Genomic DNA, 26,856 nt, shown 5'->3' with positions numbered 1-26,856 from the left:
CTCAAAAGGACTTTGATTATTTATAATTTTTAATAGAATTTTCTAAAATTTCACTTGCTTTTTCAATACCTGCAAATTCTTTTACTTTTACCCATTTGTTTGGCTCAAGCATTTTATATGTTTCAAAGAAATTTTTGATTTTATCTAGGCTTGCTTTTGGTAAATCATCTAAACATTTAATATTATCATATCTTGGATCTATTTTACTTACAGGAACAGCAAGTAATTTTTCATCCATACCGCTTTCATCTTCCATTAATAATACCCCTATTAAACGACAAGGAATCACAGCTCCTGCTTGGATAGGGTATTCATTTAATACTAAAATATCAATAGGATCGCCATCATCTGCAAGAGTATTTGGTATAAAACCATAGTTTGCTGGATAAAACATAGCTGAATACATCACGCGATCAACCATGATGGCTCCGCTTTCTTTGTCAAGTTCGTATTTAATGTTTGATCCATAAGGAATTTCAATAACTGCATTAAGTTTATTTGGTACTTCTCCAACTTTGATTTTGCTAATATCCATTTTTTATCCTTTATTTTAATAAATCATTGATTAAATTTTTCATATCGGCTACGATAGCTTCAATACTTCTTTCACCATTGATTACATGGTGGATATTTTCTTTAGTATAAAAATTTGTTATTTCTTCTAAAGGTTCTAAATAAACTTTCATTCTATTATTAAAAACTTCTTCGTTATCATCAGCACCTCTAGCACGCCCTAAAACTCTTTCTCTAGCAACTTCTTCGCTAACTTTAACTTCTATCACACCTTTTAAAATTACTTCACTTTGATTTTTTAATACCTTATCAAACTCAAGCATTTGTTCAACACTTCTTGGATAACCATCTATTAATATAGTATTAGTTGGTGCATTTTTTAAAGCAGTGATGATAGTATTAACTACCACTTCCAAAGGAACCAAATTTCCTTTAGAAATAAAACTATCAATAGTCTTTCCAAGTTCGCTTCCACTAGCCACTTCTGCTCTTAGCAAATCACCTGTAGAATAATGAGTAATGCTTGCATCATCTGCAGCTATGATGCTTGCATCGGTTGTTTTACCACTACCTGGTGCACCTATGATTAAAAATAATTGTTTCATTTAGTATTCTCCCTTAATCTTATACCTAGTTCTCTCATTTGTTCATTGCTTACTTCGCTTGGAGCTTGAGTCATAAGACATTGCGCTCTTTGTGTTTTAGGAAATGCTATAACTTCTCTAATACTTGAAGATTTTGTTAAAAGCATAATAAGTCTATCAAGACCTATTGCTATACCACCATGTGGTGGTGCTCCAAAACTTAATGCATCAAGTAAGAAGCCAAATTTCTTTCTTTGTTCTTCTTCATCAATATTTAAAAGCTTAAATACTTTTTGTTGGATAGGACTTTTGTGAATTCTTATACTACCACCACCTAATTCTACACCATTTAACACCACATCATGTGCAATAGAATTAATTTCTTCTAAGTCTTGCTCATCAATATTTTTTGGCATAGTAAATGGATGGTGCATTGCAGAATAGCTTCCATCATCATTTTGTTCAAACATAGGAAAATCAATAACCCATAAGAATTCTAATTTATCCTCATCGATAATTTTCATTTCATCGGCAAGGAATAATCTAAATCTGCCCATATAATCAAGCACAGTTTTTTTAATCCCTGCGCCAAAAAATACTACATCACCAACTTCTAATTCACATCTTTGGATTAAAGCATTTAAGTCCTCTTCGCTAAAGAATTTACAAAGTGGGCCTTTAGGACCATCTTCTTTCATTTGTATAAATGCAAGCCCTGCTGCTCCAAATTTACGCACAAATTCTTCAAATCTTTGCATTTGGCGTTTAGAAAAAATCGTATCGCCTTTTGGAACTCTTAAAGCTTTAATACGATTTTTCTTCGTGTCTTTTGCGATATTTGCAAAAATTTCATTATTTGATTTTGCAAAAATATCAATCACATCAATAAATTTCATATCAAATCTTAAATCAGGCTTATCAGAGCCATAATTTTCCATAGCTTCTTTGTAACTCATTTGCCTAAAAGGTATGCTAATTTCTTTTCCGCAAGCTTTGAAAATATCTTTAAGTAAATTTTCTGCCATAGCTATGATATCTTTTTGTTCACAAAAACTCATTTCTATGTCTATTTGAGTAAATTCAGGTTGGCGATCTGCTCTTAAATCCTCATCTCTAAAACATTTTGCAATTTGAAAATATCTATCAAATCCTGAGCACATTAAAAGTTGTTTGAAAAGTTGAGGGCTTTGAGGTAGGGCATAAAATTCACCTTGATGTACGCGTGATGGTACTAAATAATCCCTTGCGCCTTCTGGAGTAGCTTTGGTTAAAATAGGGGTTTCAACCTCTAAAAATCCCATTTTTGCTAAAGAATTTCTTGTTGCTATACAAGCAGTTGATCTTAGAGCAAAATTATCATAAAGTTTTTTGCTTCTTAAATCTAAAAATCTATATTTTAATCTTAATTCTTCATTTACACTTTCATCGCCTATAGCAAAAGGTACTACAGCACTTTCATTTTCAATAGTAAGTTTATTTATAACAACTTCTATTTCTCCGGTTTTTAATTTTGGATTTACAAGTCCTTCACCGCGTGGGCGAATTTTTCCTTGTGCTATTAAAACATATTCATTTCTTACTGATGAAGCTATATTATGTGCTTCTTGATTATCTGCTGGATCGCATACTAATTGTATAAGTCCGCTACGATCTCTAAGATCGATAAAAATTACACCTCCATGATCACGGTAAGAATTTACCCAACCACATAATGTTACTTCCTCGCCAACATTTTGTATGTTAAGCTCTGTATTATAATGAGTTCTCAAAATTTTTCCTTAGCTTAATTTTGTTCAATTTTGTTATTATAGTATTTTATTCTTTTGCTTAGCTAAGTTTTGTTATAATTTTTTTATGAAAAAATGTATCAATATAGAAAAAATTCAAAAAGTAGGCTTATTTTGCAGGTTAAATACAAATTTAAATGAGCAAATTGCTTTTTTAAAAACAATTTTTTTGCAAAAAAATATAGAGCTTGTGCTATTAGATCAGAAAAAAAATAATCTTAAAGATTTACAGAAATTAGATTTTTTAATTTCTCTAGGTGGGGACGGCACGCTTTTGTCTTTATGTAGGCAAGCTTATCAAGCAAAAAAGCCTATTTTGGGTATAAATGCAGGAAATTTAGGTTTTTTAACTGCTTTTTCTTTTAGTGAGGTAGAAAGTTTTTTAAAAGATTTTTTTAAAAGTAATTTTAAAATAGAAAAAGCCAAAATGCTTCAAATAATGCTTTGTAAAAAAAATAAGATTATTAAAAAATTTGCTTTTAATGACGCAGTTTTTTCTCGTGATAATGCTTTAATGGCAAATGTGGAAGTTTTCTTTGAAAATAAACTTTTTAATGCTTATTATGGAGATGGTTTGATTATAGCTAGTTCAAGTGGTTCAACTGCTTATAATATTAGCGCAGGTGGACCTATAGTACATCCTTGGAGTGAAATTTTTGTTCTAACTCCGGTTTGTTCTCATTCTTTAACTCAAAGGCCTATAGTTTTACCTTATGGTTTTGAGCTTGAGCTAAAAGTTGAGCATTGTTTGCTGTATTTAGATGGGCAAGAAGTGATTAATCCTAAAGAATATGATAGAATTCTTATAGGGCTTAGCAAGAAAGAACTTAGTTTTATACATAAAAAAGATAGAGATTATTTCCAAGTTTTAAAAGAAAAGTTAAATTGGGGTAAGTGATGATAGAAAGTATTTTAATCAACGAAAATTTAGGTTTTAAACAAGCAAAATTAGACTTAGAAGCGGGACTTACTGTCTTTACTGGTTTAAGTGGTGCTGGAAAGTCTGTGCTTTTTAAGGCCATTTTGGCAGCTTTTGCTTTAAGTGAGAGCGAAGCTAAAATGGTGGAAGTTTTGTTAAATGATGAGCTTGAATTAGATGAGTTTGGCATTGAAAATGAAGAATTAAATGTATTTAAACTTTTAAAAGATAAAAGCTCGCGTTATTTTGTCAATAATCAACTTATTTCAAAAAAGAATTTAGCCTTACTTTCTAAGAAATTTGTAAAATATCTTTCAGCTAAGGAAAATAATGAGTTTTCAAATGAAAGATTTTTAAACTTACTTGATTTTATGCAATCAAAAGAAGATAAGAAATTTAAAGATTTTTTAAATGAATATAAAAATGTTTATAAAGAATATATAGAAAATAAAATTAAATTAGAAAAAATTCAAGAAGAAGAAAAAAAGGTAGAAGAATTAAAAGAATTTACAAACTTTGAAATACAAAAAATCCAAAGTATTAACCCAAAAATAGGCGAATTTGATGAGTTGATGAGTTTAAAAAAAAGGCTTTCTAAAAAAGACAAAATTGATGCAGCTTGGAACAGGGCAAGCAAAATTTTTGAATTAGAATCAGCAGTGATTGAAGCTTTGCAAATTAGTGATGTTGATAGTTCATTTTTTTCAGAGTGTTTAAATGAACTAAGGGTGGTGTGGGAAAATCAAAGTTTTGATGATTTTGATTTTGATATAGAAGAAGTGCTTGATAGGATAGAAAAACTTTCTTCTTTGATTTCAAAATATGGAAGTATAGAAGAAGCTTTAGAAGCTTTAGAGAAGAAAAAAGCAGAATTAGCTCATTATGAAAATTTAAGTTTTGAAAAAAAAGAATTAGAAGAGAAAGTGCAAAATGCTAAAATACTTTTAGATGAGAAAAGCCAAAAATTAAGTACTTTGCGCAAAAAAAGATTAAAAGAGCTTGAGAAATTACTTAATTTTTATCTTGAAAAACTTTATATGAAAGAGATTAAATTAGAGCTTAAAGATTGTGCTTTGAGTATTTTAGGTAAAGATGAAGTGAATTTAAATATAAATGAAGCTAGTTTGAAAAATTTAAGCTCAGGTGAGATAAATCGTTTAAGACTTTCTTTTATCGCAACTGAATGCAATGTTACTAATAAAGCTAGTGGGATAATATTTTTAGATGAAATTGATGCAAATTTAAGTGGTAAAGAAGCAATGAGTATAGCTGAAGTTTTAAAAGAGCTTGCTAAGTTTTATCAAATTTTTGCAATTTCACACTTACCACAGCTTTCATCAAAAGCAAGTAATCACTTCCTAGTAGAAAAAATAGGAAATGAAAGTAGGGTAAGAAAGATAGAAAAAGAAGAAAGAGTAAAAGAACTTGCTAGAATGGTAAGCGGGGAAAATATTACCCAAGAAGCTTTAGAATTTACTAGAACTTTGCTTTAAAAACAAAAAGTAAATTTCAATATGATATAATTAGTTTTTTAAAATTATTTAAAGAGAGTGTTTTACCATGGAAGAAAAAATTTTAATCATTGATGATAATAAAATGCTAACTAAACTTTTAGCAAAAAAAGTAGAAAATACTTTAGGATTAAAGGTAGATGTTGCTTTTGATATGAATAGTGCAAAAGATTTATTGAAAAATGATTATTTTATGGCTTTTGTAGATCTTTGTTTACCAGATGCTCCTAATGGTGAAGTGGTTGATGTAGTTTTAGAAAAAAATATCCCCGCTATTGTTCTTACAGGAAGTAATGACGGACAAACTCGTAAAAAATTTATGGAAAAAGATATTATTAATTATATTCAAAAAGAAAGTGAAGATTGTATTAATGAAATGTTAAATTCTATTAGAATGCTTCAAAAAAATAATAAAACTAAGATAATTTTAGCAATTGCAAATGTAACTTTACGCGCAGAAATGAAGAAAAACTTAAACAATCAGCTTTTTAATGTTTTAGCAGCAGCTCATGGAGAAGAGGCACTAAGTTATTTAAGTGATCATCCTGATACAAAATTAGTAATTTGCGATGCTACTATGCCGGTAATTAATGGGGAAGATTTACTTGTAGAAATTCGCTCAAAATATTCTAAAATAGAACTTGGTGTGATTATGGTTGGGGATAAAGATGATGCATTAGAAGCAAGAGCTTTTAGAAAAGGTGTGAATGATTATGTGATTAGACCTTTCCAAAAAGAATCACTAAATTGTAGAGTAAATAATTGTTTAGATTATATGCAAAAATGTGTTTTGCTAGATGAGTATAGTTTAGGTAAAGATTTATTAACAGGACTTGATGATTATGCTACTTTTGAAAAAAGATTTTTAGATTATTTAGAAGATATACAAGAAAATGAAGAAATGGCGTTGGCTTTGATTGATATTGATAATCTTGCAACAATTAATTATGAATTAAGTTATGATTGCGGTGATGGAGTGATAAAATATACAGCCGAAAAGATTAAAGATCAAATTCGTGGTATGGATTTAGCTACTAGAATTGAAGATGGTAAATTCTACATTGCTTTAAAAAATATAAGCAATAAAGAGGCTTTAAAAGCTTTTTCAAATATAAGAGTTAATATTTCCAAAGAAAGCGTTTTGATAGCTTTAGACGAGGTTGATTATAGCATCTCTGTGGGGGTTGCTTTTGGTAGTAAAGGAAGCCAAATGCAAGATTTGTTCAATAACGCACAAAAGGCATTAGATTTAGCTAAGGCTAATGGAAAAAATAGGGTAGAGGTATGTTTTTAGATTGTGATTTTAGTGAAAAAATCATAGATACTCATTGTCATCTAGATAGCCAAGCTTATTTTGGATATTTAGATGAGATGTTAACGCATGCATTTGAAAATGGTGTAGATAAAATCATTATACCAGGTGCAGATATAAAAGATCTACCAAGAGCAAGAGAGATAGCACATACTTATGATAATGTGTATTTTTCTTGTGGGGCGCATCCTTATGATATAGATGATTTTGATTTAGAAGTTTTAAAAGAATTTATAGATGATAAAAAATGTATCGCAGTGGGTGAGTGTGGACTTGATTATTATCGTTTAAATACTAATGATGATACTATTAAAACAAGACAAAAAGAAGTTTTTATAGCTCAAATACAACTAGCCATTGAATATAAAAAGCCATTGATTGTGCATGTGCGTGAAGCTAATGAAGACAGCTTTAATATTCTAAAAACATACTCAAAAGAATTGCAAGGCGGTGTTTTGCATTGCTTTAATGCAAGCGAGCTTTTACTTCAACTAGCAGATGAAGGATTTTATTTTGGTATAGGCGGGGTTTTAACTTTTAAAAATGCAAAAAAATTAGTGGAAATTTTACCTAAAATTCCAAAAGATAAACTTGTTTTGGAAACAGATGGGCCTTATTTAACTCCAGAACCACATCGTGGTAAAGTAAATGATCCTATTTTAACGCATTTTGTAGCACAAAAAATATCTGATCTTTTAAAATTATCTAAAGTTGAAGTAGTAAAACTTACGAATTTAAATGCTAATCGTTTGTTTTTTCAAGGTTTATAATGAAAAAAAACTTTATATTTTTTATATTAGTATTATTATGCTTAAATGCTAAAGCCTTGCAGGTAACTCCTGAATATTATACTCAGCAAGCTCAAATTCTAAGAAATTTAGACATAGAAGCAAGCTATCTTAGTGATATGTTATTTTTAGAATTTAAAGAATCTTCTTTAAATATGCATTCTAAAACTTTAGTTGATACTATGAGAGAATTTTATAAAATCACTCCAATTATCCGTAAAATTTTAGAAAAAGAAAATATTCCTCAAGAATTTTTATATTTGGCAATTGTAGAATCTGGTTTAAAAATTCATAGTGTTTCTAGAACTAAAGCAGTAGGTGTTTGGCAGTTTATGAAGCCAACAGCACAAACTTTAGGTTTAAGAATAGATCCTTATGTTGATGAGAGAAGAGATTTAGTCAAATCAACTTATGCAGCCATTGCTTATTTAAAGCAATTAAAAGAGCAGTTTGGAAAATGGTATTTAGCAATTTTAGCTTATAATTGTGGTGATGGTAAATTACGCCAAGCTATAAAAAAAGCAAAAAGTGATGATTTAAGAATCTTGCTTGATCCTGATAAAAAATATTTACCATTGGAAACTAGAATTTTTATTAGAAAAATTCTTACTATGGCATTTTTGGCTAATAATAATGATTTTTTGATTTCACAAGATAGTGCTTTGCTTAATTATGCTCTATCGAGTGAAGTTAAAAAAATACCTGTTCCGCCAAGTGTTTCTTTAAGAGAGCTTGCTAAAGTGGCTAAGATGTCTTATAATGAATTTAAGCGTTATAATCCACATTTTAATTATGACTTTACTCCGCCTGATAAAAAAGATTATTATATGTATATTCCTTTAAGCAAAAGTGTGGCTGTAGAAAATGCATTAGAGAATGTAAAGCTAGCTAAAGTGGATACAACTATCCCACATACAAAAATTTATATAGTAAAAAAGGGTGATAGCCTTTATACTATTGCAAAAAAACATAAAATTAGTGTTGAAAGCATTAAAGAATATAATAAAATCAAAGGAAACTTGATTAATATTAATCAAAAACTTGTGTTAAAAATTAAGGAGAATAACAATGCAAAAATCAAAACTACTCAAAAATTACCAAAAAACTCTCATACAAAAGTCGTTAGTCGTTAGTTGTGTAGGGGTTTTATTTAGTGCTTGTAGTATGGTGCCTATTAGCACACCTACTGTGTATTATCCAGAAAGAGATTTTAAAAGTATAAAGCATAATAATACAGGCTTAAAAGGCACTATGAAACCTTATACTATTAATGGTAAAACATATTATCCAACCGTAGTAGAGGTAGGTGAGACTGCTGATGGTATAGCTAGTTGGTATGGACCGGGCTTTCATGGTAAAAAAACTTCCAATGGTGAAACTTATGATCAACATGCTTATACAGCAGCTCATAAAACTTTACCTATGAATACTATAGTAAAGGTAACTAATTTAAAAAATCATCGTCAAACTACCGTAAGAATAAATGATAGAGGACCTTTTGTAGCAGGTAGGATTATAGATTTATCTAATATGGCCGCAAGAGATATTGATATGATTCAAGCAGGAACAGCTCCTGTAAGACTTGAAGTAATTGGTTTTGGAACAAGTGCAAATTCAGGTTCAGTGCATACTAATTCTAATTTAGGTAGCAGTGGGGAGATTGCTGATAGTGGCCATATTTTCCAAGGTGGAGCTTTTATGGTGCAAATTGGGGCATTTAGAAATAAAAGTGGCGCAGAGTTAATAGCAAGTAGATATAAAAATTATAATTCTTATACTTCAACAATACAAACAAGTGCTAAAGATGGTTTACATAGAGTATTTTTAAAAGGCTTTAGAAGCGAGCAAGAAGCAAGGGATTTTGTTGATGGTGGTTCTTTTCCCGGTGCGTTTATAGTAAGAGAGTAAAATTATGATAGAGCTTATTTTTTTAGATGTAGATGGTTGTCTAACAGATGGTAAAATCATCTACACACAAAATTATGGTGAAATTAAAGAGTTTAATGTAAAAGATGGTGCAGCAATTGAGGCTTGGCAAAAGCTTGGCAAAAAAGTTGCTATTATTACAGGCAGGACTAGCGAGTGTGTATATTTTAGAGCTAGAGATTTAAAAATTGATCTAGTATATCAAGGTATTAGTGATAAATTAACTTGCGCTAAAGAAATTTTAGAAAAATTAAATTTAGACTTTTCTCAATGTGCTGCTATTGGGGATTATTATAATGATATGAGCTTACTTGAAGCAGTTGCTTATAGTTTTAAGCCAAAAGATGCGCATAAGGCTTTAAAAACTGATAAAGTTTTAAACAGAAAAGGTGGTAATGGAGCAGTGAGTGAGATGATAGAAATTTTAATTGAACATAATAATATGCAAGCTCAATGGGATAAACTTTGGCGATAAAAATTTTTGCTATATTAATGAGTTTATTTGCCTTTGTTATGGTGATTTTAAGTACTCAAGATCCTTATTTGTTTGCAATAAAACCGCAAAAGGTAGATGTGGCAAATATGCAAGCTTTTGATGTGCTTGATTATGAGCTTAATACATCTGTTACAAAAGCTAGCTATCAAGCAAGTCGTTGGGTAAAATACCAAGATAAAGATATTTTTGATGATTTTAAAGTGCAAGCACTTGATTATAATTTAAGTTCGGATTTATTAGTAAGAAATGATGAAAAATCCATTTTAGAAGGTAATGTAAGTTATTTTGATCAAAATCAAACTTCTATTTTTACTCAAAAAGCAATTTATGATATGAAAAATAAAATTTTATTTTCCAATGAAAAATTTAAGGCATATATAGGGTTAAATGAGGTTTTTGGGGATAATTTTTTATATGATGTGAGTCAAAAAGAATTAAAAATTCAAGGAATAAAAGCATGGTTTTTAGAGCAATAATTTTTTTGTGTTTGTTAAATTTATTTGCATTTAGTGCTCAAAAAATAGAAGTTTATGCTAAAGATTTTTATTTGGATGAGAAAAATGAAACGAGCATATTAACCGGTGATGTGGAAGTAAAAAAAGGTAAAGATATTTTAAATTCGCAAAAATTAGTCATTTATATGAAAAATAAACAACCCATTAAGTATATAGCTACTAAAGATGCTAAATTTAAAATTATGATGAAAGATAAGATTTATCATGGAAGTGGTGATGAGTTTGTTTATAATGTAGCTAAAGATACATATGAAATTAATGGTAATGCAAAAATTATAGAAGTGCAGTCAAAAAAAGAGCTTATAGGTGATAAAATTATAGTAGATAGAAAAAATATGACTTATAGAGTAGTTAGTAAAGATAAAAAACCTGCTAAATTTGTATTTGAAGTAAAAGAATGATATTAAATGCTAAATTTTTAACTTCTGCTTCTAAAATAAATGAAGCTCCACAGCCTATATATACTGAAATTGCATTTTTAGGCCGCTCTAATGTAGGAAAAAGTTCTTTGATTAATACTCTTTGTAAGAATAAAAATTTAGCAAAAAGTTCTTCAACTCCGGGCAAAACCCAACTCATTAATTTTTTTGAAGTTGATTGTAAAAAAGATGAGGATAAATTTAAATTGATGTTTATTGATTTACCTGGTTTTGGCTATGCTAAAGTGAGCAAAAAAACTAAGGCTATTTGGAATAAAAATTTAGATGAGTTTTTAAAAGAGCGTAGTTCTATCAAACTTTTTATTCATCTAATAGATTCAAGACATGAAAATTTAGATATTGATGCAAATTTGGATTTGTATTTAGATTCTTTTATTAGAGCTGATCAAAAAAAAATAATAGTTTATACAAAAGCAGATAAGCTCAATCAAAGTCAAAAAGCAAAAATTTTAAATGTAAATAAAAATGCCATTTTAGTTTCAAATTTGAAAAAAAGTGGTATTGATAAATTAGAACAAAAAATTATTTTAGAGAGCTTAGGTTTTAATGAGGAGTAGAAATTTAGTAAAAAATAGATTTGATTTTTCTTATTTATTTTTTTATTTATCTTTGATTTTTTATCAAGTGCTAAGCTCTGTTTATTATTGGATGCCTCCTTTGTTTGGCGTGTTTTTTTGTTATATGATAGTGCTTTTAAAAGAAAAAGAAAGAACTCTTAATAAGCTTGATTTTAGATGGTATTTTTCTTTGTTTTATCTTTTATTAATTGATATTATCCATGGATTTTATCTTTTTAGTTCTTGGATAGCTTTTTTTGTTTTTTATCATCTTTTTGTTGATTGGTTTAAAAGTAAATTAAAACTAGGCCATTATTTGCTCGTTATATTTACCTTTTGTGCTTATATTTTTATCTATCTTTTTGATGTATTTTTGGCGTATTTAGATAATAGTCAAATTTTAAAATTTGGTATTGAATATCTATGGTTTTTTGTCGTTGAAGCTTTGATTTCTTTTGTTATTTTTAAAGGGAAAATCTAATATGCGTATGCGTTTGGTGATGGGATTTATAGCTTGTTTTTTTATACTTTTACTTGCTAGAGTGTATTATATAAGCATTAAATCTAATGTTTATTATGAAGAAATAGCTAAACAAAATGCCATTAAAACGCAATTTTTAGCACCTGTAAGAGGGCAAATTTTAGATGTTAAAGGTAGGCCCTTAGCAGTAAATAAATTAGGTTTTTCAATCTCTATAAAGCCATATTTGTATATAAAAAAGAAAAACAGAAATCTTTTAGAGCAGGAATTGCAGGTTATAGTAGATGCTTTTCCTGATTTAAACATAACTAAATTAAAACGAAATTATATAAAAGCAGATTCTTATTATAATCAAGATTATATAGAAGTAGTTCCATTTATAGAATATGATGCTATGATTAAGCATTTTACTAAGCTTAATTTGCGTGAAAATATGCAAGTTAAATCTACTACTCAAAGATTTTATCCTTATGATGCTTTAGCTAGCCATGTTATAGGTTATGTTGGAAAAGCAAATTTAAACGATATGAATGAAAATGAAATTGCAAGATTAACTAGCTATGTAGGGCGTAGCGGTATAGAGCGTTCTTATAATGAAATTTTGCAAGGTCAAAAGGGTGAAAAAGTTAGCAAAGTAAATGCGTTAAATAAAGAAATAGAAGAACTTTCTTATAAAAAACCTACTTCAAGTAATATCACTTTAAGCATTGATCTTGATTTGCAAGAATACTTGGCTAGTATTTTTGAAAATTTAGCAGGCGCTGCTATAGTAATGGATGTAAAAAGTGGAGCTATTTTAGCAGCGGGTAGTTTTCCTGAATATAATCTCAATCCTTTTGTTACCGGTATTAGTCAAGAAGAATGGGATAAACTTTCTAATGATTTAAACCATCCTTTTACTAATAAACTCATTAATGGTCTTTATCCTCCAGGTTCAGTTATAAAAATGGGAACAGCTTTAGCATTTTTAGATAGTGGAAAAGTGAATGAAAATCATAAATATTTGTGTGATTCTAACTTTGAACTTGGTGGTAGAAAATTTAGATGTTGGAAGGCTATAGGTCATGGTTATGTAGATATGACAGATGCTATTAGAGAAAGCTGTGATGTATATTTTTATAAAGGAGCTTTGGAGGTTGGTATTGACATTATTAGTTCTGTTTTTGAAAGAATAGGTTTTGGTGCAAAAACAGGAGTGGATTTACCTAATGAATTTATAGGAACGGTTCCTAATAGAATTTGGAAAAAAGAAAAATACAATCAATCTTGGTATCAAGGTGAAACTTTAAATACAAGCATAGGTCAAGGTGATTTTCTTGCTACTCCTATGCAAGTGGCTAAATTTACAGCTATGATTGCTACGGCTAAAAATATCACACCGCATTTTTTACATAGCATTGATGATAATGTTACTAAGGTAAATTTTGACAATAATGAAAGTGTTTTTACGACTTTTGAATTATCAAAACTTCCACTTTTAAGGCGTGCGATGTATGAGGTGGCCAATGTTGATGGTGGAACTACAGCAAGATTTTTAAGAAATTCTCCTATTACTATAGCAGCCAAGACAGGAACAGCTCAAGTAGTTGGAATTTCCCAAAGTGAAAAAAAGCGTATTAAAGAAGAGGATTTAGAGTATTTTTTAAGATCTCATGCTTGGATTACTTCTTATGCGCCTTATGAAAAACCTCAATATGTAGTAGTAGTTTTAATCGAACATGGAAAAAGTGGTAGTAGCGCAGGCGGACCTGTACTTGCTAAAATTTATCAAAAACTTATAGATTTGGGTTATATTGATAAAAAATATATTAAGAAAAAAGCTAAATGATTAGCATTCCATCGCCATAAGAATAAAAACGATATTTGTTTTTTATAGCTTCATGGTAAAGTTCTAAAGTTTTTTCTCTACCTATAAAAGAGGCCACAAGCATAATAAGAGTTGATTTTGGTAAGTGAAAATTAGTGAGTAAAAAATCAAGTCTTTGTGGGGTATTTTGTGGGTGTAAAAACAAATCACAAAAACCTTCTTTTAATTTTTTTCTATGATAATACTCTATACAACGAGTAACTGTGGTGCCTACACCAAGTATTTTTTTAGAAGAATTAATCAAAGCACAAGTTTCATCATCAACATAGAAAAATTCTGAATGCATTTTATGCTCGCGTATATCTTCGCATTCTACACCTTTAAAAGTTCCCGCACCAACATGAAGTGTGATAGTATGGATATTATGATTTTTTTTAAGTTCTTTTATCATTGCTTCGTTAAAGTGCAAGCTTGCAGTGGGTGCAGCAACCGCACCTTGATTTTTGGCAAAAATGCTTTGATAGTTAATGTTATCTTGTGCTTCATCTGCTCTTTTAATATATGGTGGTAAAGGTATATGGCCTATTTTTTCTAAAATTTCAAAAACTTCATGATGATTGAATTTTTTTTCATCATTAAAAAATTCTACTTCTCTTGTGCCATCATCGTGTAATTTTTTGATTTTAGCTTTTAAAGAATTTTCAAAATATAAAATTTGTCCTTCTTTAACCTTGCCACGAATTTGAACTAAAAAATCATTATTTTTTAAAGGGTGATTAATGAAAAGTTCTATTTTGCTACCACTTTCTTTAAATCCATAAATTCTTGCTTTTATTACTTTAGTGTCATTAAAGATAATTTCACAAGGTGGTAAAATTTTAGCTAAGTCCTTAAAATGTAAATGTAAAATTTGATCTTTACATCTTTCATAAACTAAAAGTTTAGCATTCTCCTTGGGTAAGATAGGAAAATTTGCTATAAGTTCATTAGGTAAATCATAATCATAACTAGAAAGCAAAAGATCTTTATCAATCGTTTTCATCATTTTCTTTTTGACTAGGATTAACTTTTTTGGCTATGTAAATAGAAATTCCATAAAGTCCGCACAAAGGAACGGCCATTAAAAATTGTGAGATTATATCAGGTGGTGTCATCATAGCTGAAAAAACAAAAATCACTAAAACTGAAACCCTAAAGTGTTTTTTTAAAAATGCATCATCAATAAGTCCAAGTTTGGCAAAGAAAAAGGTTATCACAGGCATTTCAAACGCTAAACCAAAGGCAACTACAAGTTTAGTAAAAAATCCCACATATAAGCCTATGCTGATTAAAGGTTTAAAATCTTGAGTTTGCACCCCAAAATCAATTAAAAATTTAAAAGCCAAAGGTATGACTATATAATAACAAAATAAAGCTCCAAGCGCAAACATAATGCTAGCAAAGCTTACAAAAGGCACTACTAATCTTTTTTCATTATCATAAAGTCCTGGTGCTACGAATTTCCAAAACTGCCAAAAAATAACCGGTAAAGAAATCAAAAAAGCTGTAAAAAATGAAACTTTCATTGCAGTAAATAAAGGCTCTTGTAATTCAACGAAAGTCATTTGTTTTGAAATTTCAGGTAAAGCTGCTTCAACGGGTGCTTTTAGTATATCTATGATATAACTATTAAAACTAAAGCATACAAAAAACATTACAACAACACAAGCTACGCTTATAAATAATCTTTTTCTAAGTTCTACTAAATGTGGTTTTAATTCTTCAAACATTCTTAGCTTTCCATTTTTTGAGTATTTTTTTCATCTTTTTGAGTTTTTTCTTCTACACGCGAAAGTTCTTGTATATCTTTTTCTAAATCATTAATTTCACTTTTTAACTCTTTGGTATTATTTAAAATATCTTCTTTGAGTTGATCAAATTCTTCAAAACTCAGTTTTTTTTTGATATTTTCGTTAGTTTGTGAAAATTCATCTTTGTATTTTTGTGCTTCATCTTTTAACTCTGCTATTTTTAATTCTTTATTGATACTTGCTTTTGCTTCATCAATATTACTTTTAATGGCTTTTAAAATTTTTGCAATTTCAACTATAGTTGAAGGTAGTTTTTCAGGCCCAAGAACTAAAATAGCTATAACTAAAATAACTAAAATTTCTCCAAAACTCATTATTTTATCTTCTTTCGCTTAAATATATAGTTTGCATTTTACATAAAAATACTTAAAAATACTATTACTTTTATAATATTAATATATAAAGATATATTGATATATTAATATATTTTTGTTATGCTTATTTTAAAATGAAATGGAGTAAAAGATTATGGAAAAGTTATTTTTTATTTTTAAAGATTTTTTGATTTTATTTGTTGAAATTTCTATTTTATTTATATTAGTTAGCATGCTTATTGCTTATCTTAATGAGCGTTATGCTAAATTTTTCAATGAACATTTAAAGAAAGATTCTTTTGTAAGTTATATAAAGGCTATTCTTTTGGGTAGTTTAACTCCCTTTTGTTCATGTTCAAGCATACCACTTTTAAATGCATTTTTAAAAGCTAAAGTACCACTTGGAGTATGTATAGCTTATTTGATAACTTCGCCTTTAATTAATCCTATTATAGTAGTGATGTTTGTAGTAAGTTTTGGCTTAAAAATCTCTTTATTTTATGTGGGATTTTTATTTAGCGTGATTTTATTTATTGCTTTTTGTGTTTCAAAAATAAACACTCAAAGATTTTTTAATGAAGACTTTTTAAAAAATGATTTAGAACAAACTTCAAAGTGTTGTTCTAATGATACTTCTAAAAGTTTATGCTGTGAAAAACCTAGTTCTATTTTTGTTAAAAATTCTAAAATTAGCAGTAAAATTTTAAAATTTAAGACTAAAACAAAAGAAAGTAAAATCAAAATATTATTTATGCAAAGCTTTAATGAATACAAAAAAATTCTGCCATATATTATTATTGGTATGGGTATTGGGGCTTTTATACACGGCTTTTTTCCACAAGATTTTTTTCAAAATTATATGAAAGATTATGGGGTATTGGGTGTATTTATAGCAGCATTTATAGGGGTTTTGCTTTATATGAATTGCACTACTATGATTCCTGTAGCACTAGCTTTAACTACCAGTGGAATTCCGCTAGGTATAATGATGAGTTTTTTAATAGCAGGAGCAGGGTGTTCTTTACCTGAGCTTATTTTGCTTAAAAGAATTTTTAAAACAAGCTTTTTGTTTTTATTTGCAGGTATGATTGTTTTTATTGCAATTAGTTTTGGACTTTTAATGTTTTTTATATAAGGAATTTTATGCAAGAATTTTTAAAAATAACAAGTGCAATTAACGATGAAAGTAGGATTTTAATCCTAGCTTTTTTACAAAAATATGGAAAACTTTGTGTGTGTGATTTGCAAAGCTCTTTAAATATGAGTCAATCAAGGCTTTCAAGACATTTAAAAATTTTAAAAGAAGCTAATTTTTTAGAAGTAGATAGACAGGGTGTTTGGGCGTATTATGGAGTAAAAGAAAATTTAAATAATTTTTGCAGCGATATATTAAAAAATATCAATGAACTTTCTATAAAACTCCCTGAATTTAAAAGAATTTCTTGTGAATGCAAAGCTTAAGTGCTAATATACAAAGCTAGTTCATCGCTTAAAAGATAATTAGTATTATAAAAAATTCCATTTTTATATACTAATTTCCCTTTTTTGCTAAGAAATATTGCTTTTTCTTTTTCTAAAGGTTCTAGCTTTGTTTCATCCACTCCTATAATGCTTCTAAGTCCTAGAAAAATATGCTCTAAACACAAATCTTTTGAATTTAAATTTTCAACCTCCCTAAAACAGGGATTTGCTATATAATCTTTTAAACTTTTTTTAGTATAAAATCTTTGATTTTTTGAAAATCCTACTGCACTTAAACCACATCCTATATAGTCTTTTCCTTGCCAATAAGCAAGATTATGTTTGCAAATTTGTCCAAAATTACTGATTTCATATTGTTTATAACCAAGATTTTCAATTGCTTTGATAAAATGTTTTGCAAGGCGTGGAGCGTTTTTTTTATAATGAAATTTTTTAGCAAATCTTGTCTTTTCTTCTATAGTTAAATTATAAGCACTCACATGGCTAATATCAATTAAAGCGAGTTTAGAAATTTCATAATCAAGCATTTTACTATCATCGAGTTTTGTATCATAAATTAAGTCTAAATTTATATTATTAAATCCTGCTTTTTTTGCATTTTCTATACTTGTAAAAATGCTTTTTTGATCATGAATACGCCCAAGGAATTGTAATTTTTTTTCATGAAAACTTTGCACCCCAAAAGAAATGCGGTTAAAACCTAAATTTTTTATCTCTTTAAGCCAAGAAAAATTGCTTGAGTTAGGATTTGCTTCTATGCTTATTTCATTATTTTTTTGTAAATAACTTTGCAAAAAAATAAAAATTTTTTCATAAAAATTAACACTCATTAAACTAGGAGTACCACCGCCTATAAAAATAGTTTTTATGGAATTTTTATCAAGCTTGAAAAAATCTAATTGATATTTTATATCTTGCATTAATGCGTTTAGATAATCTTTTTCAAAATCTTTTTTTTTAAGTGAAGTAAAAGAACAATAAAAACATTTACTTTCGCAAAATGGTATATGTATATATAAATGCATAAAACTTCTTTAAAATGTGATTATAAATTCGTATTTTTTTGTTAGAATTATATTATTAAAAAGTCAAGGATAAGAAAATCATGGAAAAAGAAAAAAAATATAGGCCAAATGTAGCCGCAATAGTGCTATCATCAGCTTATCCTTTTGAATGTAAAATTTTACTCGCTAAACGCAATGATATGGAAAATATATGGCAGTTTCCTCAAGGTGGAATAGATGAGGGAGAGGATGCTAAAAGTGCGTTATTTAGAGAATTAAAAGAAGAAATAGGTACAGATGAGATTGAAATTTTAGCCGAACATCCTGAATGGATTAGTTATGATTTTCCACCTAAGGTTGCACAAAAAATGTATCCTTATGATGGTCAAAATCAAAAATATTTTTTAGTTAGATTAAAAAACAAAGCTATTGTTAATCTAAATACTAAAAATCCTGAATTTGATGCTTATAAATTTGCTTCATTAGAAGATGTGTATGATATGATTAATCATTTTAAAAAGCCTATATATATTAGGGTTTTAAAATATTTTAAAGAAAGGGGGTATATTTAATGCTGGTCGTACAAAAATATGGGGGAACGAGTGTAGGAACGCTTGAGCGTATTGATGAAGTTGCTAAAAGAGTGGCAAAAAGTAAAAAAACTTGCGATAAATTAGTTGTAGTAGTTTCTGCAATGAGTGGAGTTACTAATGAGCTTATTGATTTTGCACATCATTTTAGTAAAAATCCTTCAGGTCGTGAGATGGATATGCTTTTAAGTAGTGGTGAGCGTGTAACTTCATCTTTACTTGCTATTGCATTAAATGAAATGGGTTTAAAAGCTACTGCATTTTCCGGACGCAATGCAGGGATTATTACAGATGATGTTTATACTAAAGCAAGAATTGAACACATTGATACTACAAATATCAATAAAGCTTTAGATGAGGGGTATATTGTAGTAGTTGCTGGCTTTCAAGGTATCGACAAAATGGGTAATGTTACTACTTTGGGTCGTGGTGGAAGTGACTTAAGTGCAGTTGCATTAGCAGGAGCTTTAAATGCTGATTTGTGTGAAATTTATACTGATGTAGATGGGGTATATACTACCGATCCTAGAATTGAGCCAAAGGCTAAAAAGCTAGATAAAATTTCTTATGAAGAAATGCTAGAGCTTGCAAGTTTGGGAGCTAAAGTTTTACAAAATCGCTCTGTAGAGCTTGCTAAAAAATTAAATGTAAAATTAGTTACTAGAAGTAGCTTTAATGAAAATGAAGGGACGATCATTACTAAGGAGGAAAATATGGAACAAGCTTTGGTTAGTGGTATAGCACTAGATAAAAACCAAGCAAGGGTTACTTTAAGAAATATTGATGATAAGCCAGGAATTGCTGCTGAAATTTTTGGAACTTTGGCAAATGAAAATATCAATGTAGATATGATTATCCAAAATGTAGGTGTAGATGGAGCTACAAATTTGGGCTTTACTGTGCCTGAAAACGAGCTTGATTTAGCAACTAATGCTATGAAAAAAGTTTTAGGTGCTAATGCTAATATAGAAACAGATAGTGCAGTGGTAAAAGTTTCAGTTGTGGGTGTGGGTATGAAATCACATTCTGGAGTAGCTTCAGCAGCTTTTAAAGCATTGGCAAATGAAAATATTAACATACAAATGATTTCTACAAGCGAAATTAAAATTTCAGTCATCGTGCATGAAAAATATGGCGAATTAGCTGTAAGAGTATTGCATGAAGTTTATAAACTAGATGTATAAATGAGCAATAGTTTTTTAAAATTTACCCTAGAGCAAATCCGAGAAAATGGCACTTATACAAGTTGGTTAGAAGAAAGGCGTCTTGAATGGTCGCCTTTGATAGCTTCTAAATTAGCTTTGCTTTTACAAGGTTATACTTTTATTGTGATTACTGATGAGCAAAGAGCTTGGTTTGAAGAGTATTTTTTAAGCCAAATCAATGCTAGTACCACAAGACCTTTAGTGCCTTTTGTGTCTTTAAAAGGAATTTATAATAAGGCTTGCAATACCCAAGAAGATATAGATTTGCTAAATGATCTTTTAAGTATTTCTTTTCCTAATGGTTATGCTTTTTTTTATATAGGAACTAATACAGGATTTAAATTTAAAATCGCCAATTCTAAAGCAGAAAGTATGCTTTGGCTTTTTGATGAGCAATTGCAAAATAGCTTTTATCTTTCCTCACGCGATAAGGAATTAGACTATAAACTTATTTCTTTATATAAAGTATTTGAGCAAAGCTTAGAGGCTGTGCTTTTTTCTAAGGTAGAAATTTGAATCTAAGAAATAAAATCATTATCCATAATGATTTTGAACTAATGCAAGAAAAGCTCACAGAAGAATATGGAACAAAAAATCTTAGATTTTTCATACCTAAAAACCCTGATTTAGAATTAAGATTAAATGACTTAACTTATGACAAAAACGCTCAAGCAACGGCAAGGGCTATTATGAAAGAAAGTTATATGGCTGAAGCACAAGCTAAAATTATTGTTATACTAGCTAAGTCTTTTCGTGAAGAAGCACAAAATTTTTTATTAAAGCTTTTTGAAGAGCCACCAAAAAATGTATATTTTATTATCGTAGCTCCTTCAAAAAATGTTTTTTTACCTACTATACTTTCAAGATTTGTCATAGAAAAGCATAAAATTCAAAAAGAAAAGATGTCTTTAAATTTAGATCTTAAAAAAATGGATCTAGCTCAAATTGCTTCATTATTAAAACAATATGAAAATATAGACAAGCATGAGTGTTTGGATTTAATTAGTGCTTTAAGCTATGAGTGTTTTAAACAAGATATAAAATTAAACGATGAAGAAATTGAATTTTTTTATAAAGCTTATGAGCTTGCTAAATTAAATGCAAAGCCAACTATTTTACTAAGCACCATAGCTTTAATTTTACACGAGAGAAAAAATGAAAATCATTAAAATCAATCCTAACACAGACTTTGAGCAAATTTCTAAATATATAAAGCCACATAAAGCAGGTGAGAAAATTATGAGTGAAAAAACTCAAATTCATTTTTTTCTTATCAAAGAACTAAGAGCACCTGCTGCAAATATACTTAAACAAGATGCGCTAAGGGTTGGAGCTGAACTTGTAACACATAAAGAAGTTATACTAGGTAAAGAACATACTAATGCCTTACTTATGGTAACACAAGATCAAGCTAAAAAGCTTATAGAAAAAGAAAAACTACAAGATTTTAAGCTTAAAAATTTAGCACTATTTTTAAAGTCTAATTTCGCTAAACCAAAATATGCAAAAATTATGGGTGTGATTAATATTAATGAAGATAGTTTTAACGCTCAAAGTAGGGTTAAAGAAAATGAAGTTTTAGAAAAAATAGAACTTATGATTTCTCAAGGGGCTGATTATATAGATATAGGCGGGGTTTCTTCAAGACCTGGTAGTGTGTATTGTGGGAAAGAAGAAGAGTTTAAGCGTTTAAAAAATACCTTAGATTTAATCTATAAAGAAAAACTTTATGAAAAATGTATTTTTAGTTTAGATAGTTTTGATGAGTATTGTTTAGAATATGCTTTAAATAAAGGCTTTAAGCTTATTAATGATATCACCGGTTTTAAAAATGAAAATTTAGCCAAACTAGCTTTAAAATACAAAGCCACTTATACACTCATGCATATACAAAATACCCCACAAAATATGCAAGATAACCCACATTATGAAGATGTGTTAGCCGAGCTTGATGATTTTTTTACACAAAAGCTAGAAAGACTAAGTGAGCTTGGTTTAGAAGATGTGATTTTAGATGTTGGTATTGGTTTTGGTAAAAGTCCTTGGCATAATATGATGTTAATCAAACACTTAGAGCATTTTTTACGCTTTGAAAAAGAACTTTTGATTGGAGCTAGTAGGAAAAGTATGATAAATGCTTATTTTAATTCAAGTGTTGAACAAAGACTAGCGGGTACGCTTTATTTGCATTTAGAGGCTTTTAAAAATGGTGCAAGCATTATAAGAGCACATGATGTGTATGAGCATAAGCAAATGTTTGAACTTGCAAAAGCTATGGATGAACTTTCTTTGGAGTAGTGATGACTTATCAAGAGTATTTAGAAAAGGTAAAATTAGCAAAAGAATGGATGAGGGCTTATTATGAAGATGATGAGCCTTTAGCAAGCGATGAAGAATATGATAAACTTATAAGAGAGTTAAAAGCATTTGAAACACTTCATCAAGAAAAGATTTCTAAAGATTCTCCTACGCAAAATATCGCTCCTATTATACAAAGTGAATTTCACAAACTTGCACATAGTGCAAAAATGTGGTCTATGGAAGATGTTTTTGATGAAGCTGAGCTTAGAGCTTGGGCAAAAAGAGCTAAATGTGAGTTTGATTTTTTCATAGAACCTAAATTTGATGGAGCGAGTTTAAATCTTACTTATGAAAATGGTATTTTAATCAGCGGTGCTACAAGGGGTGATGGAGAAGTAGGCGAGGATATTACTTTAAATGTAAAAGAAATATCAAACATACCTCAAAAAATTCCTTATAAAGACAAGATAGAAATTCGTGGCGAAGTGGTGATTTTAAAAGAAGATTTTGAAAAAATCAATGAAAAAAGAGCTAAAGATGGCTTGAGCTTATTTGCAAACCCACGCAACGCAGCAAGTGGCTCTTTAAGACAGCTTGATACAAGCATTACAAAAGAAAGAAATTTAAAATTTTATCCTTGGGGAGTGGGGGAGAATTCTTTAGAATTTAGCAAGCACTCTGAAGTAATGGAGTTTGTAAGAAGTCTTGGTTTTTTAAAAGATGATTTTGTTTTTTGTGTTAAGACTTTAGATGAGGTTTTAGAAAAATATCACGAGCTTTTAGAAAAAAGAGATCAAAAGCCTATGATGATGGATGGTATGGTTGTAAGGGTAGATGATTTAGCTCATTGTAAGCTTTTGGGTTATACCGTGAAATTTCCAAAATTTATAGCTGCGTTTAAATTTCCTGCTTTGGAAAAAACTACAACATTACTTGGGGTTAATTTACAAGTTGGAAGAAGTGGGGTGATTACCCCTGTGGCGGTTTTAGAGCCTGTAAATTTAGATGGGGTTATCGTAAAGTCTGCAACCTTACATAATTTTGATGAGATAGCTAGACTTGGAGTGATGATAGGCGATAGCGTAAGTGTGATAAGAAGTGGAGATGTTATACCTAAAATCACTAAAGTTTTTACTCAAAGGCGTGATGGTTTAGAAAGTAAGATCACTAAACCAACTCTTTGTCCTGAGTGTTTAAGTGAACTTTTAGATGAGGGTGCTTTTTTAAAATGTCAAAACTTAGATTGTAAAGCAAGACTTGTAAATTCTATCATACATTTTGTATCTAAAAAGTGTTTGAATATAGACGGCCTTGGAGAAAATATCGTCGAGCTTTTGTTTAAAGAAGGAAAAATCACTAACATAGAAAGTATATTTTTCTTAAAATATAGTGATTTTGAAGGCTTAGAAGGCTTTAAAGAGAAAAAAATCAACAATCTTCTAAGTGCTATTGAGAATGCAAAAAAATGCCCCTTATCAAGGTTTATCACTGCTTTGGGTATAGAGCATATTGGTGAAGTAGCAGCTAAAAAATTAGCTCAATCTTTTGGCTTTGAATGGTTTATGCAAAGCTATGAAGCTTATGCAAATTTAGAAGGCTTTGGCGAGCAAATGGCTAAAAGCTTAGAAGAATTTACCCATGTCAATGCAAATCGCATTAAGCATTTTTATGAAATTTTACATTTAGAAGATGAGAAAAAAGAGCTTATTATAAATGATAATATTTCTAATAAAACCTTTGTTATCACAGGCACTTTAAGCAAATCACGCGATCATTTTAAAGAACTAATTGAAAACTTTGGAGCAAAGGTAAGTTCAAGTGTGTCTAAGAAAACTGACTTTGTATTATATGGAAGTGAAGCAGGCTCAAAGCTTGAAAAGGCTCAAAACTTAGGGGTTAAGTGCATCAATGAAGCTGAGTTTAACGCTCTTTTAGGCGGTGATGATGAGGTATGATGTCTTTGTAAGTGCAAAGTTAAACATTTCTCGCAACAAAGCTTGTGAGCTTATAGAAAACAAGCAAATTTTACTCAATAGTGAGTTTAAAAAAACCTCTTTTAAAATCACATCTTTAAATCCTTTAGAAGATGAGAGTTTAAAACTCACGCTTTTAGAAGAGCTTTTTGTAAGCAGAGCTGCTTTTAAGCTCAAGCATTTTTTACAAGAGTATACATTTACTATCAAAGATAAAATTTGTTTAGATATAGGTTCATCGACCGGAGGTTTTGTGCAAATTTTACACCAAAATAATGCTAAACACATTACAGCTTTAGATGTAGGTTCTAACCAACTTCATGAGAGCTTAAGAAATTTAGAAAATATCCAAATTTGTGAAAACACTGATTTGCGTGAGTTTAAAAGTGAAATTTTATATGATGTTATCACTTGTGATGTGAGTTTTATATCTTTAACACATTTGATTTTTCATATAGATAAACTTGCTAAAGATCTTATCATCTTGCTTTTTAAACCTCAATTTGAAGTAGGTAAAAATGCTAAGCGCGATAAAAACGGAGTGGTAAAAGATACCAAAGCCATCAAAAATGCTAAAGAAAGCTTTGAAAAAGCTTGTGCAAAGCTTGGTTGGATCTTGCAAGCAAGTCAAGAGTCACACTTAAAAGGAAAAGAAGGTAATGTTGAGTTTTTCTACGCCTATAGAAAAAACTAAGATCACAAATTTAGCCATGGGGCGTTTTGATGGTATGCATTTGGGGCATTTTGAGCTTTTTAAGCATTTAGATGAAAATGGTGCCTTATTTATCATCACTAAAGAGGAAAAAGAAGCCCTAACACCTAAGGATTTTAGAGTAAATTTGGTTGATTTTCCTTTGATTTTTTGTGATTTTGATAAAATCAAGGACTATAAAGGCGAGGATTTTTTAAAGCTTTTAAAGCAAGAATTTCCCAAACTAGAAAAGATCATTGTAGGTTATGATTTTAAATTTGGCAAAGAAAGAAAATGCAGTGCCAAAGACATACAAAGTCTTTGTGGTATAAACACCATCATCATAGATGAGTTTAAAATTCAAAATAAAAGTGTTCATGCAAGTATGATTAAAACCTTACTTAAAGAAGCAAAAGTCAAAGAAGCTAAAAATTTTCTAGGTAGATTTTATAATATACAAGCAAATATCATCAAAGGTCAAGGCATAGGCGCTAAAGAGCTTTTTGCAACTTTAAATTTACATACAAAAGACTTCTTTTTACCCAAAGATGGCGTATATGCGACTTTAGTAAAGATTGAAAATAAAAGCTATCATAGTGTAAGTTTTATAGGCATAAGATCTACTGATAAAAATTTTGCTTTAGAAACGCATATTTTAGATGAAAATTTCACAAACACAAAAGTAATTTCAGTTGAGTTAAGTTTTATTGACTATATAAGAGCTAATGAGAAATTTAACGACTTAGCCTTATTAAAAGCACAAATTAGTAAAGATATTGACAAAGCAAAAGAAATTTTAGGAAGATTAAATGAAAGATGAAATTTTTAAAAAACCCTTGGAAAAACAATTTGAATTTGATAAAAGCGTAGCAAGTGTTTTTGATGATATGGTGTCAAGATCTGTGCCTTTTTATACGCAAAATTTAAAACTCATAGTCGAACTTATTGATCATTTTGCACCACAAAATGCGAGAATTTGTGATCTTGGTTGTTCTACGGCTAGTTTATTGCTTGCACTTTATGAAAAAAGAAAAGATTTTCTTTTAAGCGGGGTTGATGAAGCTAATGCTATGTTAGAGATCGCCAAAAACAAATGTCAAGCCTTTGGAGCTAGGGTGGAATTTCATCAAAAAAATTTAGATGATTTTGAGTTTTTTAAAAATGATGTTTTTATAGCTACTTATACTTTGCAGTTTATCCGCCCACCTAAAAGACAAGAATTAGTTGATAAAATCTATCAAAACTTAAAAGAAAATGGTATATTTGTGCTTAGTGAAAAAATTCTTTATGAAGATGTAAAAATAGCTAAAAAAATGATACAAATTTATGAGCAATATAAACTAGAGCAAGGTTATAGTAAGCTAGAAATTTCAAGCAAACGAGAAGCCTTAGAAAATGTCCTCATTCCTTATACTCAAAATGAAAACATAACTATGCTTAAAAAGGCAGGATTTTCTAAAGTAGAAAGTGTTTTTAAATGGGTAAATTTTGAAACTTTCATAGCTTTTAAATAAAAATATTTTTTATAACAATGTGTTTTAGAAAAATAATTATGAAGCCATGGAAGCAAAAATATTATTTTTTTAACCATAAAGTCTATTTTATAGTAATTTTAAATTTAAGATACTTCTTATCTTAAATTATACTTAAGTAAAAATTTATAAATAAAATATTAATATTCCAAGTTCATTATCAAAATATTGTCAATGAATATTGTAAAACACACAAACAAATAATGAATCAATCAAATACATTAACTATTTTTGAAAGGATTTACATGTTAAGATTTTTATCCAAAAATCACCTCACG

30 protein-coding genes are annotated in these 26,856 nt (G+C 29.2%); 23 read left to right on the top strand and 7 right to left on the bottom strand.

Annotated features, from left to right (window positions below; genetic code table 11):
* Window positions 1-16 precede the first annotated feature (16 nt).
* Genes ppa through aspS form a run of 3 tightly spaced genes read right to left on the bottom strand, consistent with a single transcriptional unit; the run spans window position 17 to window position 2,866 of the window.
* Complete coding sequence (gene ppa, locus L8V85_RS06925; protein ID WP_220566652.1) at window positions 17-535, bottom strand: inorganic diphosphatase; 519 nt, start codon at window positions 533-535, stop codon at window positions 17-19.
* Between the two features lie 10 nt (window positions 536-545).
* Window positions 546-1,118, bottom strand: coding sequence for an adenylate kinase (locus tag L8V85_RS06920; RefSeq protein ID WP_263737723.1), 573 nt, complete (start codon window positions 1,116-1,118; stop codon window positions 546-548).
* On the bottom strand, window positions 1,115-2,866 hold the full coding sequence (aspS, locus tag L8V85_RS06915; protein ID WP_133319218.1) for an aspartate--tRNA ligase: 1,752 nt from the start codon (window positions 2,864-2,866) through the stop codon (window positions 1,115-1,117). Before aspS ends, L8V85_RS06920 begins: the two co-directional genes overlap by 4 nt.
* An 85-nt stretch (window positions 2,867-2,951) precedes the next feature.
* Here aspS and L8V85_RS06910 point away from each other — a divergent pair, with 85 nt between their 5' ends.
* The 12 genes from L8V85_RS06910 (at window position 2,952) to mrdA (ending at window position 13,657) form a co-directional block, all read left to right on the top strand.
* On the top strand, window positions 2,952-3,782 hold the full coding sequence (locus L8V85_RS06910) for an NAD(+)/NADH kinase (RefSeq protein WP_263737722.1): 831 nt from the start codon (window positions 2,952-2,954) through the stop codon (window positions 3,780-3,782).
* The gene (locus L8V85_RS06905) at window positions 3,782-5,296 is read left to right on the top strand and encodes an AAA family ATPase (RefSeq protein WP_263737721.1); all 1,515 of its coding nucleotides are present in this window, start codon (window positions 3,782-3,784) and stop codon (window positions 5,294-5,296) included. Before L8V85_RS06910 ends, L8V85_RS06905 begins: the two co-directional genes overlap by 1 nt.
* 67 nt (window positions 5,297-5,363) lie before the next feature.
* Window positions 5,364-6,608 carry a diguanylate cyclase gene (locus tag L8V85_RS06900; RefSeq protein ID WP_263737720.1) on the top strand — a complete coding sequence of 415 codons (1,245 nt, stop codon included), beginning with the start codon at window positions 5,364-5,366 and terminating at the stop codon, window positions 6,606-6,608.
* A complete protein-coding gene (locus tag L8V85_RS06895; RefSeq protein ID WP_263673161.1) occupies window positions 6,599-7,396 on the top strand; it encodes a TatD family hydrolase in 798 nt (265 codons plus the stop codon). Before L8V85_RS06900 ends, L8V85_RS06895 begins: the two co-directional genes overlap by 10 nt.
* Complete coding sequence (locus L8V85_RS06890; protein WP_133319213.1) at window positions 7,396-8,547, top strand: lytic transglycosylase domain-containing protein; 1,152 nt, start codon at window positions 7,396-7,398, stop codon at window positions 8,545-8,547. Before L8V85_RS06895 ends, L8V85_RS06890 begins: the two co-directional genes overlap by 1 nt.
* Entirely contained in the window at window positions 8,483-9,322 is an 840-nt protein-coding gene (locus L8V85_RS06885) for a septal ring lytic transglycosylase RlpA family protein (RefSeq protein ID WP_133319212.1), read from the top strand. Before L8V85_RS06890 ends, L8V85_RS06885 begins: the two co-directional genes overlap by 65 nt.
* 4 nt (window positions 9,323-9,326) lie before the next feature.
* Window positions 9,327-9,815 (top strand): HAD hydrolase family protein, encoded by a 489-nt coding sequence (locus L8V85_RS06880; RefSeq protein ID WP_133319211.1) that lies wholly within the window; start codon window positions 9,327-9,329, stop codon window positions 9,813-9,815.
* Window positions 9,806-10,312 carry a hypothetical protein gene (locus tag L8V85_RS06875; RefSeq protein WP_133319210.1) on the top strand — a complete coding sequence of 169 codons (507 nt, stop codon included), beginning with the start codon at window positions 9,806-9,808 and terminating at the stop codon, window positions 10,310-10,312. Before L8V85_RS06880 ends, L8V85_RS06875 begins: the two co-directional genes overlap by 10 nt.
* Window positions 10,294-10,752: a lipopolysaccharide transport periplasmic protein LptA gene (gene lptA, locus L8V85_RS06870; protein ID WP_133319209.1), complete on the top strand. Its 459-nt coding sequence runs from the start codon at window positions 10,294-10,296 to the stop codon at window positions 10,750-10,752. Before L8V85_RS06875 ends, lptA begins: the two co-directional genes overlap by 19 nt.
* Window positions 10,749-11,348, top strand: a complete 600-nt coding sequence (gene yihA, locus L8V85_RS06865; RefSeq protein ID WP_133319208.1) for a ribosome biogenesis GTP-binding protein YihA/YsxC — start codon at window positions 10,749-10,751, stop codon at window positions 11,346-11,348. Before lptA ends, yihA begins: the two co-directional genes overlap by 4 nt.
* Window positions 11,338-11,829: a hypothetical protein gene (locus tag L8V85_RS06860; protein WP_133319207.1), complete on the top strand. Its 492-nt coding sequence runs from the start codon at window positions 11,338-11,340 to the stop codon at window positions 11,827-11,829. Before yihA ends, L8V85_RS06860 begins: the two co-directional genes overlap by 11 nt.
* A 1-nt stretch (window position 11,830) precedes the next feature.
* Complete coding sequence (gene mrdA, locus L8V85_RS06855) at window positions 11,831-13,657, top strand: penicillin-binding protein 2 (protein ID WP_263737719.1); 1,827 nt, start codon at window positions 11,831-11,833, stop codon at window positions 13,655-13,657.
* On the opposite strand, the gene queA is transcribed toward mrdA, so the two are convergent.
* Genes queA through tatB form a run of 3 tightly spaced genes read right to left on the bottom strand, consistent with a single transcriptional unit; the run spans window position 13,650 to window position 15,800 of the window.
* Window positions 13,650-14,678, bottom strand: coding sequence for a tRNA preQ1(34) S-adenosylmethionine ribosyltransferase-isomerase QueA (queA, locus tag L8V85_RS06850; RefSeq protein ID WP_263661309.1), 1,029 nt, complete (start codon window positions 14,676-14,678; stop codon window positions 13,650-13,652). The genes mrdA and queA overlap by 8 nt on opposite strands.
* Window positions 14,665-15,405: a twin-arginine translocase subunit TatC gene (tatC, locus tag L8V85_RS06845; RefSeq protein ID WP_133319204.1), complete on the bottom strand. Its 741-nt coding sequence runs from the start codon at window positions 15,403-15,405 to the stop codon at window positions 14,665-14,667. The genes queA and tatC overlap by 14 nt, the downstream gene beginning before the upstream one ends.
* A gap of 2 nt (window positions 15,406-15,407) precedes the next feature.
* Window positions 15,408-15,800, bottom strand: coding sequence for a Sec-independent protein translocase protein TatB (gene tatB, locus L8V85_RS06840; RefSeq protein ID WP_412175250.1), 393 nt, complete (start codon window positions 15,798-15,800; stop codon window positions 15,408-15,410).
* A gap of 154 nt (window positions 15,801-15,954) precedes the next feature.
* Between tatB and L8V85_RS06835 the strand changes: the two genes are divergently transcribed.
* Together L8V85_RS06835 and L8V85_RS06830 are read left to right on the top strand one after the other, a co-directional pair.
* Entirely contained in the window at window positions 15,955-16,935 is a 981-nt protein-coding gene (locus L8V85_RS06835) for a permease (RefSeq protein ID WP_263737718.1), read from the top strand.
* 8 nt (window positions 16,936-16,943) lie between these two features.
* Window positions 16,944-17,261 carry an ArsR/SmtB family transcription factor gene (locus L8V85_RS06830; protein ID WP_133319201.1) on the top strand — a complete coding sequence of 106 codons (318 nt, stop codon included), beginning with the start codon at window positions 16,944-16,946 and terminating at the stop codon, window positions 17,259-17,261.
* On the opposite strand, the gene hemW is transcribed toward L8V85_RS06830, so the two are convergent.
* Window positions 17,258-18,307 (bottom strand): radical SAM family heme chaperone HemW, encoded by a 1,050-nt coding sequence (gene hemW, locus L8V85_RS06825; protein ID WP_263737717.1) that lies wholly within the window; start codon window positions 18,305-18,307, stop codon window positions 17,258-17,260. The genes L8V85_RS06830 and hemW overlap by 4 nt on opposite strands.
* An 80-nt stretch (window positions 18,308-18,387) precedes the next feature.
* On the opposite strand from hemW, the gene L8V85_RS06820 reads away from it, so the two are divergent.
* The 9 genes from L8V85_RS06820 to cmoA are packed head-to-tail and all read left to right on the top strand — an operon-like array spanning window position 18,388 to window position 26,560.
* Window positions 18,388-18,858: an RNA pyrophosphohydrolase gene (locus L8V85_RS06820; RefSeq protein WP_133319199.1), complete on the top strand. Its 471-nt coding sequence runs from the start codon at window positions 18,388-18,390 to the stop codon at window positions 18,856-18,858.
* A complete protein-coding gene (locus L8V85_RS06815) occupies window positions 18,858-20,060 on the top strand; it encodes an aspartate kinase (protein WP_133319198.1) in 1,203 nt (400 codons plus the stop codon). The genes L8V85_RS06820 and L8V85_RS06815 overlap by 1 nt, the downstream gene beginning before the upstream one ends.
* Window positions 20,061-20,597, top strand: a complete 537-nt coding sequence (locus L8V85_RS06810; protein WP_263661313.1) for a HobA family DNA replication regulator — start codon at window positions 20,061-20,063, stop codon at window positions 20,595-20,597.
* A gap of 41 nt (window positions 20,598-20,638) precedes the next feature.
* Complete coding sequence (locus L8V85_RS06805; protein ID WP_318529734.1) at window positions 20,639-21,250, top strand: DNA polymerase III subunit delta'; 612 nt, start codon at window positions 20,639-20,641, stop codon at window positions 21,248-21,250.
* The gene (gene folP, locus L8V85_RS06800; protein ID WP_263737715.1) at window positions 21,237-22,379 is read left to right on the top strand and encodes a dihydropteroate synthase; all 1,143 of its coding nucleotides are present in this window, start codon (window positions 21,237-21,239) and stop codon (window positions 22,377-22,379) included. The genes L8V85_RS06805 and folP overlap by 14 nt, the downstream gene beginning before the upstream one ends.
* 2 nt (window positions 22,380-22,381) lie before the next feature.
* Window positions 22,382-24,337, top strand: a complete 1,956-nt coding sequence (ligA, locus tag L8V85_RS06795; RefSeq protein WP_133319194.1) for an NAD-dependent DNA ligase LigA — start codon at window positions 22,382-22,384, stop codon at window positions 24,335-24,337.
* A complete protein-coding gene (locus tag L8V85_RS06790) occupies window positions 24,327-25,049 on the top strand; it encodes a TlyA family RNA methyltransferase (RefSeq protein WP_133319339.1) in 723 nt (240 codons plus the stop codon). Before ligA ends, L8V85_RS06790 begins: the two co-directional genes overlap by 11 nt.
* Window positions 25,015-25,866: a bifunctional riboflavin kinase/FAD synthetase gene (locus L8V85_RS06785; protein ID WP_263737714.1), complete on the top strand. Its 852-nt coding sequence runs from the start codon at window positions 25,015-25,017 to the stop codon at window positions 25,864-25,866. Before L8V85_RS06790 ends, L8V85_RS06785 begins: the two co-directional genes overlap by 35 nt.
* On the top strand, window positions 25,856-26,560 hold the full coding sequence (gene cmoA / locus L8V85_RS06780) for a carboxy-S-adenosyl-L-methionine synthase CmoA (RefSeq protein ID WP_133319192.1): 705 nt from the start codon (window positions 25,856-25,858) through the stop codon (window positions 26,558-26,560). The genes L8V85_RS06785 and cmoA overlap by 11 nt, the downstream gene beginning before the upstream one ends.
* The last annotated feature ends 296 nt before the right edge of the window (window positions 26,561-26,856 follow it).

It is taken from the genome of Campylobacter sp. IFREMER_LSEM_CL2090 (genome assembly GCF_025771865.1).
Classification (GTDB): Bacteria; Campylobacterota; Campylobacteria; order Campylobacterales; family Campylobacteraceae; genus Campylobacter_D; species Campylobacter_D lari_D.
Note: the sequence above shows the minus strand (reverse complement) of the source record. Positions and strands in the feature narration are given on the sequence as shown.